This is a genomic window from Bordetella tumbae, from assembly GCF_054780995.1.
Window position 1 is genome coordinate 245,549 of the sequence record NZ_BAAGVG010000023.1, and the last position, 17,939, is coordinate 263,487.

The 17,939-nt window shown below is 60.0% G+C and carries 15 protein-coding genes; 10 read left to right on the forward strand and 5 right to left on the reverse strand.

The window, feature by feature from the left end; all coding sequences use genetic code 11:
* Positions 1-419: 419 nt before the first annotated feature.
* The 4 genes from ACYVI2_RS23545 (at position 420) to ACYVI2_RS23560 (ending at position 4,455) form a co-directional block, all read left to right on the forward strand.
* On the forward strand, positions 420-1,991 hold the full coding sequence (locus ACYVI2_RS23545; protein WP_415816794.1) for a TerC family protein: 1,572 nt from the start codon (positions 420-422) through the stop codon (positions 1,989-1,991).
* A gap of 77 nt (positions 1,992-2,068) precedes the next feature.
* Positions 2,069-3,451 carry an NYN domain-containing protein gene (locus tag ACYVI2_RS23550; protein ID WP_415816796.1) on the forward strand — a complete coding sequence of 461 codons (1,383 nt, stop codon included), beginning with the start codon at positions 2,069-2,071 and terminating at the stop codon, positions 3,449-3,451.
* A 150-nt stretch (positions 3,452-3,601) separates the two neighbouring features.
* The gene (locus ACYVI2_RS23555) at positions 3,602-4,081 is read left to right on the forward strand and encodes a hypothetical protein (RefSeq protein WP_415816798.1); all 480 of its coding nucleotides are present in this window, start codon (positions 3,602-3,604) and stop codon (positions 4,079-4,081) included.
* 194 nt (positions 4,082-4,275) lie between these two features.
* Positions 4,276-4,455 (forward strand): hypothetical protein, encoded by a 180-nt coding sequence (locus ACYVI2_RS23560; RefSeq protein WP_094821088.1) that lies wholly within the window; start codon positions 4,276-4,278, stop codon positions 4,453-4,455.
* A 29-nt stretch (positions 4,456-4,484) separates the two neighbouring features.
* Here ACYVI2_RS23560 and ACYVI2_RS23565 read toward each other — a convergent pair whose 3' ends face one another.
* Both ACYVI2_RS23565 and ACYVI2_RS23570 read right to left on the reverse strand, forming a co-directional pair.
* The gene (locus tag ACYVI2_RS23565) at positions 4,485-5,348 is read right to left on the reverse strand and encodes a c-type cytochrome (RefSeq protein ID WP_415816800.1); all 864 of its coding nucleotides are present in this window, start codon (positions 5,346-5,348) and stop codon (positions 4,485-4,487) included.
* 11 nt (positions 5,349-5,359) lie between these two features.
* A complete protein-coding gene (locus ACYVI2_RS23570) occupies positions 5,360-5,764 on the reverse strand; it encodes a c-type cytochrome (protein WP_415816802.1) in 405 nt (134 codons plus the stop codon).
* A gap of 68 nt (positions 5,765-5,832) precedes the next feature.
* On the opposite strand from ACYVI2_RS23570, the gene coxB reads away from it, so the two are divergent.
* Genes coxB through ACYVI2_RS23585 form a run of 3 tightly spaced genes read left to right on the forward strand, consistent with a single transcriptional unit; the run spans position 5,833 to position 9,773 of the window.
* Positions 5,833-6,873 (forward strand): cytochrome c oxidase subunit II, encoded by a 1,041-nt coding sequence (coxB, locus tag ACYVI2_RS23575; protein ID WP_415816804.1) that lies wholly within the window; start codon positions 5,833-5,835, stop codon positions 6,871-6,873.
* Positions 6,870-9,419, forward strand: a complete 2,550-nt coding sequence (locus ACYVI2_RS23580) for a cbb3-type cytochrome c oxidase subunit I (RefSeq protein WP_415816806.1) — start codon at positions 6,870-6,872, stop codon at positions 9,417-9,419. Before coxB ends, ACYVI2_RS23580 begins: the two co-directional genes overlap by 4 nt.
* A gap of 6 nt (positions 9,420-9,425) precedes the next feature.
* Positions 9,426-9,773, forward strand: a complete 348-nt coding sequence (locus tag ACYVI2_RS23585) for a hypothetical protein (RefSeq protein ID WP_415816808.1) — start codon at positions 9,426-9,428, stop codon at positions 9,771-9,773.
* A gap of 62 nt (positions 9,774-9,835) precedes the next feature.
* Here ACYVI2_RS23585 and ACYVI2_RS23590 read toward each other — a convergent pair whose 3' ends face one another.
* Entirely contained in the window at positions 9,836-11,833 is a 1,998-nt protein-coding gene (locus ACYVI2_RS23590) for an acid phosphatase (protein WP_415816810.1), read from the reverse strand.
* Between the two features lie 211 nt (positions 11,834-12,044).
* Here ACYVI2_RS23590 and ACYVI2_RS23595 point away from each other — a divergent pair, with 211 nt between their 5' ends.
* Positions 12,045-12,692 (forward strand): glutathione S-transferase family protein, encoded by a 648-nt coding sequence (locus ACYVI2_RS23595; RefSeq protein WP_415816812.1) that lies wholly within the window; start codon positions 12,045-12,047, stop codon positions 12,690-12,692.
* Between the two features lie 104 nt (positions 12,693-12,796).
* Here ACYVI2_RS23595 and ACYVI2_RS23600 read toward each other — a convergent pair whose 3' ends face one another.
* The gene (locus ACYVI2_RS23600) at positions 12,797-15,025 is read right to left on the reverse strand and encodes an NADP-dependent isocitrate dehydrogenase (RefSeq protein ID WP_415816814.1); all 2,229 of its coding nucleotides are present in this window, start codon (positions 15,023-15,025) and stop codon (positions 12,797-12,799) included.
* Positions 15,026-15,649: 624 nt separating this feature from the next.
* On the opposite strand from ACYVI2_RS23600, the gene ACYVI2_RS23605 reads away from it, so the two are divergent.
* Entirely contained in the window at positions 15,650-16,792 is a 1,143-nt protein-coding gene (locus ACYVI2_RS23605; RefSeq protein ID WP_460490361.1) for an amidohydrolase family protein, read from the forward strand.
* Positions 16,789-17,577 (forward strand): carboxymuconolactone decarboxylase family protein, encoded by a 789-nt coding sequence (locus ACYVI2_RS23610; protein ID WP_415816816.1) that lies wholly within the window; start codon positions 16,789-16,791, stop codon positions 17,575-17,577. Before ACYVI2_RS23605 ends, ACYVI2_RS23610 begins: the two co-directional genes overlap by 4 nt.
* On the opposite strand, the gene ACYVI2_RS23615 is transcribed toward ACYVI2_RS23610, so the two are convergent.
* Positions 17,519-17,920 (reverse strand): YkvA family protein, encoded by a 402-nt coding sequence (locus ACYVI2_RS23615; RefSeq protein WP_415816818.1) that lies wholly within the window; start codon positions 17,918-17,920, stop codon positions 17,519-17,521. The genes ACYVI2_RS23610 and ACYVI2_RS23615 overlap by 59 nt on opposite strands.
* Positions 17,921-17,939: the final 19 nt, after the last annotated feature.

Sequence of the window (17,939 nt, forward strand, 5' to 3'; positions counted from 1 at the left end):
GGCTGATAGCTCCGGGACGGTTTAGCAGAATTGCCGAATTTCCATTATTATTCAGCTTTATGTCAGCTAAGGGCGCTGCCTGGCCGGCTGTGATCAGCCGGGACGTGTGCGTCCTCTTTTATGAGCAACGAGCCTCCTAGTACCACCGCGCCGTCAGCGATCCAGCCGCGGCGCTTCCCCCTGAGGGCAATGCCCCTCGCGCAGATTTTTTCCTCTCACGAGGCACAGGCTTGGCCATGGCGCCAAGTACGGCGGCCGTTCGTGCATCTCTTCCTCTATCGAGACCGGGGCTTGGCTCCGCCCGGCGCCGTTGCAGCGCCCGCCCGGGCTCGCGCATGTTGACCCCGAATTTGTCCTCTATCACGGCCGCATCGCGTCGTGACGACGGCTATTGCCTTTTCCTTTACTAGGATCTCTGCATGTTTTTTGACTGGATGGCCGACCCCACTGCGTGGTTGGGTCTGGCGACACTGATTATTCTGGAAGTTGTCCTGGGTATCGACAACTTGGTCTTTATCGCCATCCTGGCCGATAAATTGCCGCCTGAGCAGCGCAATCGTGCCCGTGTGATCGGCCTGACGCTGGCGATGCTGATGCGTCTGGGCCTGCTGGCGAGCATCGCCTGGGTGGTCACGCTGACCGAACCGCTGTTTACCGCATTCGGCGCCGAGATTTCCGGCCGGGATCTGATCCTGATCCTGGGTGGCCTGTTTTTGCTGTTCAAGGGCACGATGGAACTGCATGAACGGGTCGAGGGCAGGGCGCACGGCGGGAGCCAGAAGGTGCAGCACGCGGTGTTCTGGCAGGTGATTCTGCAGATTGTCGTATTGGACGCGGTGTTCTCGCTGGACTCTGTCATCACCGCCGTGGGTATGGTTCAGGAATTGAGCATCATGATGATTGCGGTGGTGATCGCCATGGCAGTCATGATGCTGGCCAGCCGTCCGTTGATGGCGTTCGTCAATCGCCACCCGACGGTAGTGATCCTGTGTCTGGGCCTGCTGCTGATGATCGGTTTCAGCCTAGTGGCCGAAGGCCTGGGTTTTCATGTGCCCAAGGGCTATCTGTATGCCGCCATTGGCTTTTCGGTCGTGGTCGAGGCCTGCAATCAGCTGGCCCGACGTAACCGCAGCCGGCGCACGCAGAATCTGACCGGGCGTCAACGCACGGCTCGGGCAGTGTTGCGCTTGCTGCGCGGCGGCAAGAGCCCGGCAGATCAGAATGCCGTGGAGGACGTCGCAGCCCTGGTTGATGGCGCAGGTGACGAACCCGGGTTTGGTCCGGAGGAAAGCCAACTGGTCGAACGTGTGTTGGGTATAGGCACGCGCAACGTGCGATCCATCATGGTGCCGCGCGGCGAGATGATCTGGCTGGACATCAAAGATCCCGTGGATGCCATCGTCAAGAAATTCTCGGCCGGCCATGCGCGTATGCCTCTCTGCGACGGCGATCCTGCCAATGTGATTGGCGTTGTCCACTTCAAGGATTTGCTGCATAAGCTGCAGTTGCCCAGCGCTATCGATCTGGTCGAGTCGGCACGTAAGCCTTATTACATCCTCGAAAGCACGCCGGTGCTCAAGGTGCTCGACGTGTTGCGCCAGTCGCGCGAACACATGCTGATCGTCGTGGACGAGCTTGGCGGCTGCGTGGGCCTGGTCACGCCGCTGGACGTATTGGCGGCGGTGGGAGGAGATCTGCCCGAAGACGCGAACGAGCCCCCGCAGGCGACTCGACTCGCCGATGAGGTGTGGCTGCTGGACGCCGCCATGCCGATCGAGGAGGTACGGTTGCTGCTGGCGAGCCCGGAAATGCATCAACCGCTGCCCGACGCTACCCTGGCGGGGGCGCTGTTGAGAGTGGCCGAGCGGTTGCCGGAGGTGGGCGAGACGATTCGCTGGGGAGAGTGGGCCTTTGAGGTCACCCAGCGTGACGGTTGGCGCATCAGCCAGGTCCGGGCAGACCGGATCGCCGGCCAGGATGAGCAGACATGATGCGTCGGCGAGGCCGCCGGCGTGTCAAAATAGCGGCTACCTCTGCGCCATTGTCCTGAGGTGCATTAGGAGAGCTTGTGAACAATTCCAACGAAAGCGTCAGCATGGCGCTTTTCTGCGACTTCGAGAACGTCGCGCTCGGCGTGCGTGACACGAAGTACCAGAAATTCGATATTCGCCCCGTGCTGGAGCGGCTGCTGCTCAAAGGCAGCATTGTCGTTAAAAAAGCCTATTGCGACTGGGAGCGTTACAAGGAGTTCAAGTCTCCTATGCACGAGGCGAATTTCGAGTTGATCGAGATTCCACATCTGCGGCAGTCGGGGAAAAATTCCGCCGACATCCGCCTGGTCGTGGACGCGCTGGACTTTTGCTATACGAAGTCGCACGTCGATACTTTTGTGATCATCAGCGGCGACTCCGATTTTTCGCCGTTGGTATCAAAGCTGAGGGAAAACAACAAGAAGGTCATCGGTGTGGGCGTCAAGCAGTCCACGTCCGACCTGCTGGTCGCAAATTGCGACGAGTTTATTTTCTATGACGATCTCGCCAGGGAAGGCCTGCGCAAGGCGGAATCCCGTCGAGACAATCGGGGGACGCCCGCCGCGGGTCAGCGCCGTACGCCAGAGGAAGAACGCAAACGGAAGGAAGAGCTGGAGCTGCGCAAAACGCAAGCGGTTGAAATGGTCGTCGAGACCTTCGAGGCCCTGATGGCCGAGCGCGGGGATAGCGGCAAGATCTGGGCGTCCGTGCTCAAAGACGCACTCAAACGCCGCCGGCCCGATTTCAACGAATCGTATTATGGCTTTCGCGCCTTTGGAAACCTGCTGGACGAGGCGCAATCGCGTGGGTTTCTGGAGGTCGGCCGAGAGGAAAATTCCAGCGCTTATGTGTATCGCAGCGGCGGCGGGGCGTCTACCGCTGTGCAGGACGAGCCACGTGCCAAACTAGCGCGCAGGACTCGAGGCGGCCGTAGAGCCGAAGGCGCCGGCAAGGAAACGGGACAGCAGCCTGTTCAACACGCCGATCAGAGTCGTATGTTCAATGATGCCGATGCCGGCCATCAGGAACGTACGGCAACTGAGCCCGGCGCGCCGCTGATCGAGCAGCCAAAATATCCCGATGTCCTAGAGCCGCGAGCAGCAGCCAAACCAAGTGCCGGTGAGGCTGCGGCGGTCGCCGTTGAACAGCCGGATGATCGTGGCACGGCCGCATCCGCCGCGGTCAAGCGCAGTCGCTCACGGACTCGTCGAGCCAGCAAAACGGCCGATGCAGGGGAGGCTGTGCCTCAAGGCAACGCGCCTCAGGAGGCCCTTGTTCTCGACGCCGCAGCGGGATCTGCGCCAGAGGTCGAATCGGCCTCGGCAGTGTCAGAGGCTCCCAAAAAAGCGGCGCGGAAAACTTCTCGCAGCACAACGACGCGCACGCGGCGTCCGCGCAAGACCGCCAGCACAGAGGTTTGAACGTGGGGGGAGCGGTTCCAAGGATATCGACGCGCCAATCATAGATATCGGTTTATTCCAGTTAAAACGATATCTATGACTGATCGGAGACGCGCCAGGAACGGTGCTTGCTCAGGTGTGTGGTCTCAAACCCGAGCAAAGGAATCTGTCATGCCGTCTGTCCCTCTCGCTGCCTACTGGGATCGCGATGCCGCGGTTCAAGCCGTGCGTCTGGCGCGGCCGATGTTGGATGCCGCGTTGTCTGATACAGGGGTAGGAGAAAGCGGTTTTTTACACGTGGTGGTCATGAACCCCTTGGCCAAGCCCGGCGGGTGCGATTTTGCCGACGCGATCCTGTATGAGGAAAGCATAGGCAATCCGGAAGAATGGGACGCGGACTATGGCGCGTTTGCGCGGGGTAAGGCCAGGCTCAGCTGGCGCACGGGCTTGCCCAGCCACGAGGTCGTAGCGCTAAAGCCGCATTTGTTGCAGGCGAAAGACGGCACCGTGTGGGGCAGTGTCTGCCTTGACGGCATTGTGGTGGGGGTGAGCGGCGCCAACCCGTGGTTCGATGAGGCATTTGCCACGGCGGTGGCGGCGCTGTTCAAAGCGGTGGTTCATGGACGGCGCGATGAGGAAATGGTCCCTTAGTTCAAGCGTCGCGTCTGACGTACACCTGCAGGATATAACGCCGGCTGCGGGGTAGCTATGCGTACCCGGCCCTTTGCTATACCCCTCGGTAAAAAGTACAGAAATGGCACTAGCTGGCTGCGGCATTGGTCAACACAGGCATCTGGCATGGCACTTGCGACGCGCCAAGTCTCAACCCGATAAGGACACTGACGATGAAGCAGCCACAAAGTAAGCCCAACCCGTCCGAGGACGATACGGCACGCGAAGCGCAAAGTAGCCATCGCGATACACAGAATCGCAGCAAAAAAGAAGGTCACGCCACCCAGATCGGTACGGGTCAGGATCAGCAGAGCCAGCGCAACCGTGGGTCCGGCGCCCGAAGCAAGCCTTAATGACGGCACGCCTGGGCGAGGCCGTAGAGCTATTGAGGTTCGGACAAGGTGGTCAGGAACGCCGCGATGTCGCGCGCGTCCTGATCACTGATGCTTAAATCCGGCATGGCCGTGCCGGGCTTGATCGTGGTGGGCGCCATCAGCCATAGCCGCATGTTGTCGGGATTGTTCGATAGCACGCCAGCAATGAATGGCCGGGTGGCAATACCGGCCAACGACGGGCCTACATGGTGAGACGCGCCGGCCACATCGGGAATGACATGACAGGTAGCGCATAGATATTGCTCCACCGCTTGACGCCCCGCGGTCGCGTCGCCGATCCGTGACGTGCTGGTTGGGGCGGAGGCAGACGATGCGGACCGGGGCAACCCATTCGTCGATTTTTCGTCCCATTGCCGATAATCCACGGGTGACAGGGCCGGCAATATCCGCATGAAGGCCACCACGTCCCACATCTGGGTGTCCGTCAACCGGTATTTCCAGGCTGGCATGCCGGTCATTTTGATTCCCTCTCGGATAATCCAGAAGATCTCCGTCGCCGGACGTTCCCGGGCGCTGGCGACCAAGGATGCCGGAACGGGATTCAAGCCCAACGCGTAGGGTGCGGGAGCCACACCGGGGGCACCGTGACATTGAACACAGTGCGTGCGAAACAATTCAAACCCATTTTGAATACGTGCCTCACCATTCAGGTCCGGTTCTCGGATCTGTTCGGCGCGCACGGCGACCGAGCGTGCCAATCCTATATCCAGCAATCGATGAACCAACTTCGTATGCGGCCGGGTGGCGCTGACGTCGTACCAGCCGATATAGACCAGCAGGCCCGCGGCCAACAAGGCGCATACCGCCAATCCGGCAAGGGTGAGGACCACAACGCGTTTGCAGCTTTTCATGTTGCCATTGCTCAGGGTAACGAGATTAAGAAGGCGGCAATGTCCTCGGCTTGCGCCACGCTCAATCCCATATTTGGCATGGCGGTTCGAGGATTGACGGCGGGCGGGTCCAGCAACCACTGCACCAGGTTTGCCGGGGTGTTGGGCAGCAAGCCGCTCAAATAGACTTGGCTTCGTACGTCAGTCAATGGCGGGCCGACGGTCGACACGGGGGCGCGGATCTGCGGTACGACGTGACAGGCGATGCAGCCTTTCTCGGCGATCAACCGGCGGCCTCGGGCTGGATCGGCCTGATTCAATAGGCGTGCAGTAGAGGCGTCTTGAGCCAGCGGCGGCTTCGCGTCGCCGCAAGCCGCCACGCCACTCAATCCGAGGATCGCCAGCAAAAAGAGGGTGGTGCGGACGGGCTCGCGCAAGGTCTTCTGCTCCTGATCCTGATGGAGGTACCTAGGCGCAAGTTTCGTACCTGGGGTGGGTACGGCGCATGCTCCTCGATCGGTCCCTGCTATTACGCGCCGATCCTGCTTCCCACATGTCTGGTGCCGCTCATTTTCTGGTGTTTATCGTTTGGGCCGCTTTGATGTGGCCGTCGCTGGCGCGAGCGAGGCCGACACGCGACGGACTGCCGCACAGTGAAACCGCGATGCGGACCGCCGAAATCAGTGATGTGCTGTTCGTGGGCGCCGCAGTCATTTTTGTGGTCATGGTGGTGCTGGTGGTGATTGCTGCCTTTGGCCCGGTACGCATTCGTCATCGGCTGGCGCGGCCCGCACTCATCCACGTTGCCGGCATTGCCTTTCCAGTGATCGTGTTGACGCTATTGCTGTCCTATACCCTGGGCGCGCCGGCCTCGTCGAAACAAGGGGCAGCCCCAAAGCTGCGAATCGAAGTCGTCGGGGAAATCTGGTGGTGGCGGGTACGTTATCTCGATGAGTCGGGCTCGCTATGGTTCGAGACAGCCAATGACATCCGTATTCCCGCCGGCGTACCAGTGGACCTGGTGCTGAAGTCGGACAACGTCATTCACAGCTTCTGGGCGCCGGAGCTGGGTGGCAAGCTGGACATGATTCCGGGCCACGTTAACCGCATGACGATGCAGGCTGAGGAACCGGGCGTATTCCAGGGGGTATGCGCTGAATATTGCGGGGCACAGCACGCGAAGATGCGATTCACGGTGCATGCATTGGCGCCAGAGGTGTTCGATGCATGGATGTCCGCGCAACGCCGTCCCGCCAGAGAGGCCGGGCCGGCGTTGCAACCCGGGGCCCAGCGGTTTCTCCAAGCCTGTGCAATGTGTCATACCGTGCGAGGCACGCCGGCTGCGGGGACGTCTGGCCCGGACTTGACGCACGTGGGCAGCCGACCGTCGCTCGCAGCGGGAACCTTGCCTAATAACGTGGGGGCGTTGGCAGGGTGGATCGCCGCGAGTCAGCGCATCAAGCCAGGCAATCCCATGCCGTCGTTCGATCACTGGTCGGGAGAGGATTTACGCGCCGTGGCCACCTACTTGGAAAGCCTGAAATGACGACACCTGTTCCCGTATCCGCGCCGTCGCAGCCACTGCCAAATCCGGTTCCGCGACCTCCGGGAGAACTCGAGCTATTGAAGCAGGTCTGGCGGCGTCCGAGCGGAATCAGATCGCTGACGGTCGTCAACAATACGCACATAGGCTTGCTCTACATCGGCACTGCACTGCTGTTTTTTGTGCTGGCCGGGGTGCTGGCGTTGCTCATGCGCACACAGCTGGCCGTGCCGGAAAGCGGCCTGATCGGTCATGAACTGTACAACCAGTTGTTCACGATGCATGGCACGGTGATGATGTTTCTGTTCGCCGTGCCGGCAGTCGAGGCGGTGGCTGTGCTGCTCTTGCCCAATATGCTTGGGGCACGCGATCTGCCATTTCCGCGATTATCGGCCTATGCGTATTGGGCCTACGCCGTAGGCGGGGTGGTGTTTTTTTGCAGCCTATTTGCAGGCCTCGCGCCGGATGGCGGGTGGTTCATGTATCCGCCGCTCACCAGTACGCAGTATTCCCCCGAGGTCAATGCAGATTTGTGGTTGCTGGGAATCGGCTTTATTGAGATTTCGGCTATTGCCGGTGCCGTGGAGCTGGCGGTAGGTATTCTCCGCACGCGCGCGCCAGGGATGTCATTGGAAAAAATGCCTGTTTTCGCTTGGGTAATGCTGGTGTTCAGCGGGATGGTCATCATCGCGTTTCCGGCGGTGATCGTGGCTACGGCATTACTGGAATTGGAGCGTGCATTTGATATGCCGTTCTTTATTGCCGAGCGTGGTGGCGACCCGCTGCTGTGGCAGCATTTGTTCTGGTTCTTTGGTCACCCTGAGGTCTACATTATTTTTCTGCCGGCGGCTGGCATGGTGTCGATGATCGTCCCTGCTATGACGGGTACACCGTTGGTGGGCTACCGCCTGGTTGTGCTGGCGATCATAGGCACCGCATTCCTCAGTTTTGGGCTGTGGGTGCATCACATGTATGCCACCGGGATTCCCCCGTTGTCCTTGAGCTTTGCGTCAGCGGCGAGCATGGCAGTGTCCGTACCCACCGCGATCCAGGTGTTTGCCTGGGTCGCTACGATCGCTGCCGCGGTACGCCTGCGGCCGATCAAGACGCCCATGCTGTTCATCCTGGGATTCTTTTTCATTTTCATATTGGGCGGACTGACCGGTGTCATGGTGGCCGTCATTCCCTTTGATATGCAGGTGCATGACACGTACTTCATCGTCGCGCATCTGCATTACGTCTTGTTTGGCGGCATGGTGTTCCCCTTGTTTGCGGCCTTTTATTATTGGATGCCGTTCGTCAGTACGCGTGCACTGTCTGAACGTCTCGGCCGCTGGGCATTCTGGTTGATGTTCGTCGGATTCAATGTGGCGTTTTTCCCTATGCATCTGACGGGGTTGGCAGGTATGCCGCGCCGCGTTTACACCTATGCAGAGAGTCAGGGCTGGGGAACACTCAATATGGTATCGACCATTGGCGCATACCTGATCGGTGCCGGGGTGCTGGTGTTCCTATGGGATCTGGTGCGCAACTTTCGACCCAGCAGCGAGCACAATGCCGGCAACGTGTGGAACGCAGGCACGCTCGAATGGCTGCCGGCGGCGAGTTACGGGCTGCGCAGCATTCCTGTCGTCACCACGCGTGAACCGCTATGGGATCAGGCTGGTATCGATGACGATGTGTCGGCCGGGCGCTACTTTCTGCCTGACGCGCCGGCAGGACTGCGTTCGACGTTGGTGACAAATGCACTGGATGCAAGGCCCGAATATGTGTTGCCATTGCCGGGGCCAGGATGGTCGCCGTTCGTGGCGGCGTTAGGGACGGCGGGCTTTTTTTTGTTGCTGACTTTCAAACTGACTTTGCCCGCCGGGGTCTGTGGTGTGCTGGCGATTGCGGCAATATGGCGTTGGCTATGGGACTCGGACAGGGCGCCTGACATTCCGCCGGTCAGTATTGGGGCAGGCATTCGGTTGTCAATGGGTTGTTCAGGACCAGCGTCTCATGCCTGGTGGGCCATGATGCTGCTGATCATTGTCTGCCTCAGCATCTTTGGCGCGTTGATTTTTGCTTATCTGTTTCTATGGGTCACGTCCCCAGAGGTCTGGCCGTCTGCGGCATCGCTTGTGTCCCCGGCTTGGCCAGGACTGTCTGCCGCGCTGCTAGTGGGGGCGTGTGTCGTAGCGATACATGCCGCGCGAAAGCTGCGTCGGGGCGGAGTAGGGGCCTTAAAGGGTTATCTGCCCCTGGGTATTGCACTGTTGATAGCGGCAAGCGCCTTGGATCTGTACACCTATTGGCAACATGGCCTGCGGCCTCAGGCATCGGCGTATGCGGCTGTGGTGTTTGCCCTGATCGGCTTGCAAGCCACATTCACCCTGTTGACCGGTTTGATGGGGATATTTACGGTCGCGCGGCTATTGGCAGGCAGGTTGAGCGCGGTGCGGCGAGCGTGTGTCGATTCGACTTTGATTATCTGGCACTACACCGTGGCGCAGGGTTTGATCAGCCTGGGGATCGTTCATGGGTTTCCACGGCTGGCGGCGGGGTAGCAGGCGATGCGAACGAGATTCTGGGTCGAACTGTTATTCTTGATCGCTGGTCCGGTGATCTGGCTGGCGCATTACCTGTTTATTTATATCGTCAATGCGTTGCACTGCGCCCGTCCTCAGTCCTGGCTGAGCACGGTTTGGCTGGCCCTGCCGATCTCGTCGTGGATCATTCTGGGCGCCAGTGCGCTGGCATTGACCTTCATGGTATGGACTGCCATACGCCAGCGTCGACGTGTCGCAGCCTATGGGCTGCCGAGATTTCACGCCAAACTGACCGCTGCGTTGTGCCTGTTGTCCGCGCTGGCTGTCGTTTGGCAGACCCTGCCGGTTTTTATGGTTCCGGAATGCGAATGACGCGTTTGGAATGATCAGCGACGCGGTGCGAGTGTTGCGCACGGCGTCGCTGTCATGGCCTATCAGGCCTCCGAATCCAGGTGCACTTGAACCGTACCGGTGCCATACGTCACCGTGGCATTGAAGCCGTCGACGGTCACGCTATCGAATTGGCCATGCAGGCCTTTGGCATTGAGCACGGTCAAGGTCTGGCCTACGGCAGGGGTGTAACCCTCGGCGAACTGGACCTGCAGCGTACCGCCCAATGCGGCAACGCCTGTCACCGTGAGTTGGCCTGCGTTTCCGCTGCCCAGATTGACCGACAGCGTACCGGTGCTCAGTTGGGTGTAGGTGGCTTTCACTTGCACGGCATCGTGGGCGTTGACCTCCAGCGTACCGCCATCGATATAGACGGCGCCCGTGCCCAACGCTGATTCGGAGTCGGCGCGTAGCGTGCCCTCCGAGACCTCAGTGCCACCGCTGTATTCGTTTGCCCCCGTCAATGCCAGCGTGCCGGTGCCTGCCTTGGTCAGCTTGCCTTCGCCGGTGATGTCGTTATGCCAGCTGTCCATGGCGTTGAAGCCGCCTTGGCTGGCATCCATGGTCACGGTGACGTCGCCGTTGAATGCGGCATAGCCGTCGGCGGCTGCGAATAGGTTCAGACGGCCATAGCCTTCTTCATCATCCAGCACGGGGTAGCCTGCGGGCACGGCCGTGGTCTTGAGTACGACGCGGCGTTGATCGGCGCTCAGATAGGGCAGGCGGGTTTCCAGCACCACTTCGGCGCCCTTGGGTACGACGGCGTCGCTGTCTGCATCGCTGGTGCGCTCGAAATCCCACGTCAGACGATAGCGATAGGTTTCCGAATTCACTGCATGATCGGCAAAGCGGTCTGCCGACAGGTCTTGCGAATGGGCAAAATGGTAGAAATCTTCTTCGGTCGCTGCGCCGACGGCAGCCTGCAGCGTGTCATGCGCCTGCGTAAAAGCAGCCAAGCGGACTCCCGAGTCGCTGTTGTAGATATTGGCCACTGCCGATGCGGTGCCCAAGATGCGGCCACCCGTCACATCCAGCGGCGAGTGCATGCCGGCCATGACGCGGTTGTAGCCCAGCTCCATGCTGCGCGCGATCATCTCCTGGAAACGTTCGGGTACGACATAGGCCATGGCGATGGCGTTGCGCACGGCTTCGGCGGTGTGGCCGCTCGGATAGCCGCCGTCGGTTTCGGGTGTGCTGCTCTTGGCGGCCTCCAGCGAGGGCGCGATGATGACATCGCTGCTCCAGCGCCACGGACGTCCGTATTTATAAAAGCGCTTGCCAGGTTCGGTCGAGGCGTCGGCGCCCATGCTCTGCACAAAGGTGATGACCGTGCCGAACGATGGGTTGGCATCACCTGCCACACCGGTGTTGTTGCCTGAGTCGTTCAGGTTGGTGGTGTAGGCTTCGGCGGGGATCGCGGTGGCGCCGGCAAACGTCGAGGTTTGCTGCGCTGCCGTGCGCCAGTAATCGGTCAAGGGACCCATACCGTCGGTCACGCTGTAGTTTTTGCCGCGGCGGTCATCGAGATAGGCGGCGAGTTCCTGCGCGGCCGTACGGTTCTGGGTAGTGCGTGCAGAGAACCCAATGTTTTCGGCATGAACGTCGGCATTGAGGATTTTGCCATCGGTCGCGTCGCCGGGAATGCCGCTCCAGTCCGACGCATCGAAACCTGTGCATCCGTTGCTGGCTTCAGCCGACACGCCCGCGTCGACGAGACGGGTGCTGGGCTCCCAGACTTTCAGAAAACCTTGCAGTACACGCACGCCCGCGTTGGTTTCAATCGTGGCATGGCAAGCATCACCACGCACATTGGTCGCTGCCGTATCGACAAAATACTGAATGCCGGATGGCAGTGGCGCGCTGTCTTCGTATCCGAGGCCCGCCGGTGCAGCAGGAACGACATAGTCGCCGCCGGAAGAGACATCGTCGTCGTCATCATCGCTGCCGCTGCCGCATGCAGACAACGCCATCATGACGGCAAGGGTGGTCAGGCGCAGTGCGTAGACAGGAAACGGACGGGTAAAAGGAAGTTTGGCGTGCATGGCGCTTATCAACGGTTGAAAAGCCCGCCATCCTAAGAACCAATTGTGTAGCCTTGATGACGTTTCCTTTTTACCGAGCCTGTTTATTCCTTCGGCAACGCGGCGATGTGTCGGTGATTGACCCTGTAATGAGCTTGCCATATGCTCGGATACCGCATTTCCCATACGCTCCACGACTGCTGAGCCCAATCTGACAATGAACGACAGAATCGTGACGAAACTTTTTTATCATCCCGGCAATGCCAGCATGGCGCCGCATTGCGTGCTCGAAGAAATCGGAAAACCCTTTGAGCTCGCCTTTGTCGATCGCGCGCACAATGCACATAAATCTGCGGATTATCTCCAACTCAATCCGAACGGTCTCATTCCCGTGTTGGTCGATGGCGATCTGGTGCTATACGAAACGGCCGCGATCTGTCTGCATCTGGCCGACACGCACCCGGACAAGAAACTGGCGCCTGAGTTGGGTACGCCAGAGCGCGCACAGTTCTATAAATGGCTGATGTGGCTGACCAATACTCTGCAGAGCACGCTGATCGCCTATTTCTATCCGGAACGATGGGTAGACGCGGGCAATGTGGCCGGAGCCGCGCAGGTAAAGGCCCATGCCGAGGCAAAGGTGGCGGGCCTGTTGGATCAATTGGAAGAGCATCTGAAGACAAACGGTGGCCCATGGTTTCTGGGCGATCAATACACGGTGCTAGACCCGTACATCATGATGCTGGGCCGGTGGACGCGAGGTCATGCCAGACCTGCGCGCGATCTGCCTGTGCTGGGACCGTACCTGCAACGCGTATTGGCTCGTCCGGCCATTCAACGTGTCCTGAAAACCGAGGGTTTGGCACAGCCTTGGGTGTGAGTCCCGTTATTCGACAGGCATGAAAAAAGCCGGTGATTCGCAAAGAGTCACCGGCTTTTATGCCGATTGTGGCGGGCGAGCCCGCCACATCAGGCCTGGCGCGATCAGCCGATCGAGGACAGGACCTGGTTCAGCGTGGCGCTGGGGCGCATAGCGGCGCTGGCCTTGGCTTCGTTGGGCTGGTAATAGCCGCCGATGTCCACGGGCTTGCCTTGAGCGGCTTTCAGTTCGTCCAGGATCTTGGTTTCGAACTCGCCGAATGCGGTGGCCGGGGCCTTGAACTGCTGGGCCAACTCGGCATCGTCGGTCTGCGAGGACAGGGCTTCGGCCCAGTACATCGCCAGATAGAAGTGGCTGCCGCGGTTGTCCAGTCCACCGACCTTGCGTGCCGGCGACTTGTTGTTGTCGAGGAATTTCGACGTGGCCTGATCCAGGGTACGAGCCAACACGCTGGCGCGCGGGTTGTTGTAGGCACGGCCCAGATGATCCAGCGATTCGGCCAACGCCATGAACTCGCCCAGCGAATCCCAACGCAGGAAGCCTTCTTCGACGAACTGCTGCACGTGCTTGGGCGCGGAACCGCCTGCACCGGTCTCGAACAGTTGGCCACCGGCCATCAACGGTACGATGGACAGCATCTTGGCGCTGGTACCCAGCTCCATGATCGGGAACAGATCGGTCAGGTAGTCACGCAGCACGTTGCCGGTCACCGAGATGGTGTCCTTGCCTGCGCGGATGCGTTCCAGCGAGAAACGGGTCGCCTGGACGGGATCGAAAATATGCAGTTCCAGGCCATTGGTGTCGTGGTCGGCCAGGTATTTTTTTACCTTGACGATCAATTGGGCGTCGTGGCCGCGCTTTTCGTCCAACCAGAAGACGGCGGGCGTCTTGGTCAGGCGGGCGCGGGTGACGGCCAGCTTGACCCAGTCTTGTACCGCGGCGTCCTTGGTCTGGCACATGCGCCAGAGGTCGCCGGCCTGAACCGCATGTTCCAGCAAAACGGTGCCGGCCGCGTCAGTCACGCGCACGGTGCCGTCGGCGGGAATCACGAACGTCTTGTTGTGCGAACCGTATTCCTCGGCAGCCTGAGCCATCAGGCCGACGTTGGGCACGCTGCCCATGGTGACGGGATCAAAAGCGCCGCGCGCCTTGCAGTCCTCGATGACTGCTTGGTAGACACCGGCGTAGCAACGGTCCGGAATCACGGCTTTGGTGTCTTGCAGTTCGCCGGCGGCGTTCCACATTTTGCCGGAATCGCGAATCATGGCCGGCATCGATGCGTCGACGATCACGTCGCTGGGCACGTGCAGGTTGGTGATGCCACGATCGGAGTTCACCATCGCCAGCGCGGGCAGGTCCTTGTAGGCGGCGTCGATGTCAGCCTTGATCGCGGCTTGTTGAGCCTCGGGCAGGGCGGTGATCTTCGCGTACAGGTCGCCGATCCCGTTGTTGGGGTCGAAACCGACTTGTTTCAGCGCGTCAGCATGGCGAGCCAATACGTCTTGGTAGAACACGGACACCACGTGGCCAAAGATGACGGGGTCGGAGACCTTCATCATGGTGGCTTTCAGGTGGACCGAGAACAGCACGCCCTTGGCCTTGGCGTCGGCGATCTGGGCTTGCAGGAAACTGCGCAGCTTGGCTGTGGACAGCACCGATGCGTCGATGATTTCACCGACCTTGACGGGGGTCTTGTCCTTGAGCACCGTTTTGGTGCCGTCAGCGGCGGTCAGCTCGATCTTGACGTCACCGGCGGCTGCCAAGGTGACCGACTTTTCGCTGCCGTAGAAATCGCCGTCGTCCATGTGGCTGACGTGCGATGTGGAATCAGCGGCCCAGGCGCCCATCTTGTGGGGGTGCTTGCGTGCGTAGTTTTTGACCGACAGGGGTGCGCGGCGGTCGGAGTTGCCCTCGCGCAACACGGGGTTCACGGCGCTGCCCTTGACTTTGTCGTAGCGCGCTTTTACGTCACGCTCGGTGTCGTTGGCGGGCTCGTCGGGGTATTCCGGCAGCTTGTAGCCCTGGGCTTGCAGTTCCTTGATGGCAGCTTTCAGCTGGGGCATCGAGGCGCTGATATTGGGCAATTTGATGATGTTGGCGTCGGGGGTAACGGCCAGGGCACCCAACTCGGCCAATGCGTCACCGATTTTCTGGCTATCGTCCAGATAGTCGGGGAACACGGCAATAATGCGGCCAGCCAGCGAAATATCGCGGGTTTCGACCGTAATGCCTGCGGATTTAGCGAAAGACTGAACGATCGGCAGCAACGAACGGGTAGCGAGCGCCGGGGCTTCGTCAGTGAGGGTATAGATAATCTTCGGAGTTAGAGCCATAGTCTTCGTTTTTGCCCGGGCGCCAGGCGCAATCCGGACATGCGTTGCCGGACACCGTTGCCGGTGTCATCGTAGGGTGGGTGAAACGGGAGGGCGCACGAGGCGTCTACCCGTCATGCCGGTAATCCCCCCGTTATGGACTGCTTTGGGCGGGTATTGCCGTCATGAAGACCCTATTGTAATCCCGACAAAGGCAAATGTGGTGAAAGTCTTATAGAAGACTCACATATTTTTAAACGAAAGTCTTATATAAGACTCGAAGGGCCGTGCACTGTGCCAAAACCTGGGACATGGGAAAAAGCGCCGGTGAATTAAGGGCCAGATTCACGCAACAGAGTCCTTTGCGTTGTTCGCTAAAGTGCTTTGCCCTCGCTTGCATTGTTGTGGCGGCATCAATTCATTACCTTTCATGGACTAGTGATTTCAATTGAAAGGGGTGCACATGTTGGATCTGAGCGGTAAGGTAGCGGGCGCAGGGTCGGTGGAGGACGGCTGGAGCAATGGGCGGGAGATGGCGGTGCTGCGCGCTCGCCATTGCCGTCGTGTTTCTGGCCAGCGACGAGGCGGGTTACATCACAGCGACCAAACTGATCGCGGTGTCACGGCGTCACGGTCGGGCCCGCAATGAGCGGGCCGCGATCCCCGCACGGCTCGTCCTCGCAGGCAAATCAGTCGCCTACGCATCTGCCCGTCAGAAATGACTGGCTGAACCTGCAACGCGAAGCGCCATTGGAGCCTGAACATCCTGTCATCGATGCGCATCATCATCTCTATGACCGGCCGGGTTCACAGTATCTGTTTGATGACTATTTGGCTGATCTGGGTACTGGGCATAATGTCCGGGCGACGGTTTTCCTGCAGGCCAGGGCCATGCTCAGAGCCCATGGCCCTGAGCACCTCAAGCCGCTGGGCGAGACCGAGTTTGCCAATGGGGTCGCGGCCATGAGCGCCAGCGGCATCTATGGAGCGACGCAGGTCTGTGCCGGAATCGTCGGTTTCGCAGATCTCACACTGGGCGACGGCATCCGCCCGGTACTGGAGCGCCACATTTCCTTGGCCGGCGGCACCACGGTGTCCGGCGGGCGATTTTGTGGAATCAGGCAATCGTTGACGTGGGATCCGGACGCCACCCTGACCAATCCGCTGTATCCGACATCCGAATGCCAGATGGACACCACCGCCTTTCGCGCCGGTTTTGCCCATCTGGCGCCATTGGGCTTGAGCTTTGACGCCTGGGTCTTTTTTCATCAATTGCGCAGGCTGGCGGTGCTGGCGCGCGCTTTTCCCGAGACGTCCATCGTCGTGAATCATTGCGGCGGCTTTGTGGGTATCAAAGGGTACCAGGGCCGCGGCGATACCGTTTTCCAGGAGTGGCGTCAGGGAATTCTGGAATTGGCTGCGTGCCCGAACGTCATGATCAAGCTGAGTGGCTTGGGTATGCGGCTGAGCGGCCTGACATTCGAGGGGCAGGATAGGGCGCCGAGCTCCATGGCGTTGGCTCAGGCATGGCGTCCGTGGTTGGAGACGTGTTTGACTGCCTTTGGGGCCCATCGGTGCATGTTTGGCAGCAATTTTCCAGTGGACAAAGGCAACCACAGCTATGGCGTCGGATTGAACGCGCTCAAGCGCGTGCTCGGCACATCGACGCCCGCGGACAAGGCCAACGTACTCTGGCGCTCAGCAAAGACGTTCTATCGACTGCCTATCGACTGTGCTGCGCCCCTTTCCTCCGGCATGAATGCCGACGTTTCTCGGAGCAACGGATGAACCATGACAACCACGCTGCCGGTGATTTCGACACGGTTTTTCGCAGTGCGGCGGTTGCTGAGGCGCTTGCCCAGGCTGCTCCGCCTCTACACGAGGCCGCATCCGCGTTCTGGCAATCGGCAATGAGCCAGGCTGCGCTTTCACCACGGATGAGAGAGCTGGTACTCGTGGCGCTGCACAGCACCGTGACCTCGTTGAATGCGGAAGGTACACAACGGCATGTTCGCCGTGCCTTGGAGGCGGGGGCCGAGCCGGCCGACGTATTGGACGTGCTCGTGACGATCGCGCCGACTGCCAATCACGCACTCTATTTTGCGGTGCCGGTCTTGATGAGGGAACTGAAGGCAGCCGGCATGGACGCCGAATATCCGCCGCCTACAGCGCAAGCGCAGCAGATCAAGGATGACTTTATCCGCTCGCGCGGAGTCTGGCTGGAACAGCGCGAGGCCATATTCCGATTGATGCCCGAGTATTTCGCCGCGCTTTCGAAGCTCTCGACAGCCTCGTGGACGAAGGGCTCTCTGACCCGAAAGGAACGCGAACTCATCGCGATCGCCATCGATTGCGTGGTGACCCATATGTTCGAGTCGGGTCTGGCGATGCACATCCGTTGCGCGCTGGAGTATGGGGCAACACGGCAAGAGATCCTGGATGTTTTTCAACTTGCCGCGTTGATGGGCCTGGAGACGTATATACAGGGCGCAGAGGCGCTCTATGCTGCTGGGCTCAAGCCGTCCACCAACGCCACGCTGCAATCAACAGGGCGATCCATATTGCCACGATGACCACCGCTGCGGCCCAGTTGCGAGGTTTGGGCTCGTTGGCATTCAATCGGGCTTCCGCCTGAGCCCGGCATTCTTGCAACACATCGCTCGGCAGCATCTTGATCGCCAACCAGATCAGACCCGGTAATAAGATCACATCGTCGAGATACCCGAGTATGGGGATGAAATCGGGTATCAAATCGATGGGGCTGAGTGCGTAGGCAACGACAAATACTCCCAAGGCCTTGGCATACCAAGGCGTGCGCGGATGCTTGGCGGCAAACCATAGCGTCAATCCGTCTCGTTTGATACGCTTGGCCCATGCCTTCAGGCGGCCATGCATGGGGCTGGCGGGGATAGGCATGATACTTGCTTGGCCTTGT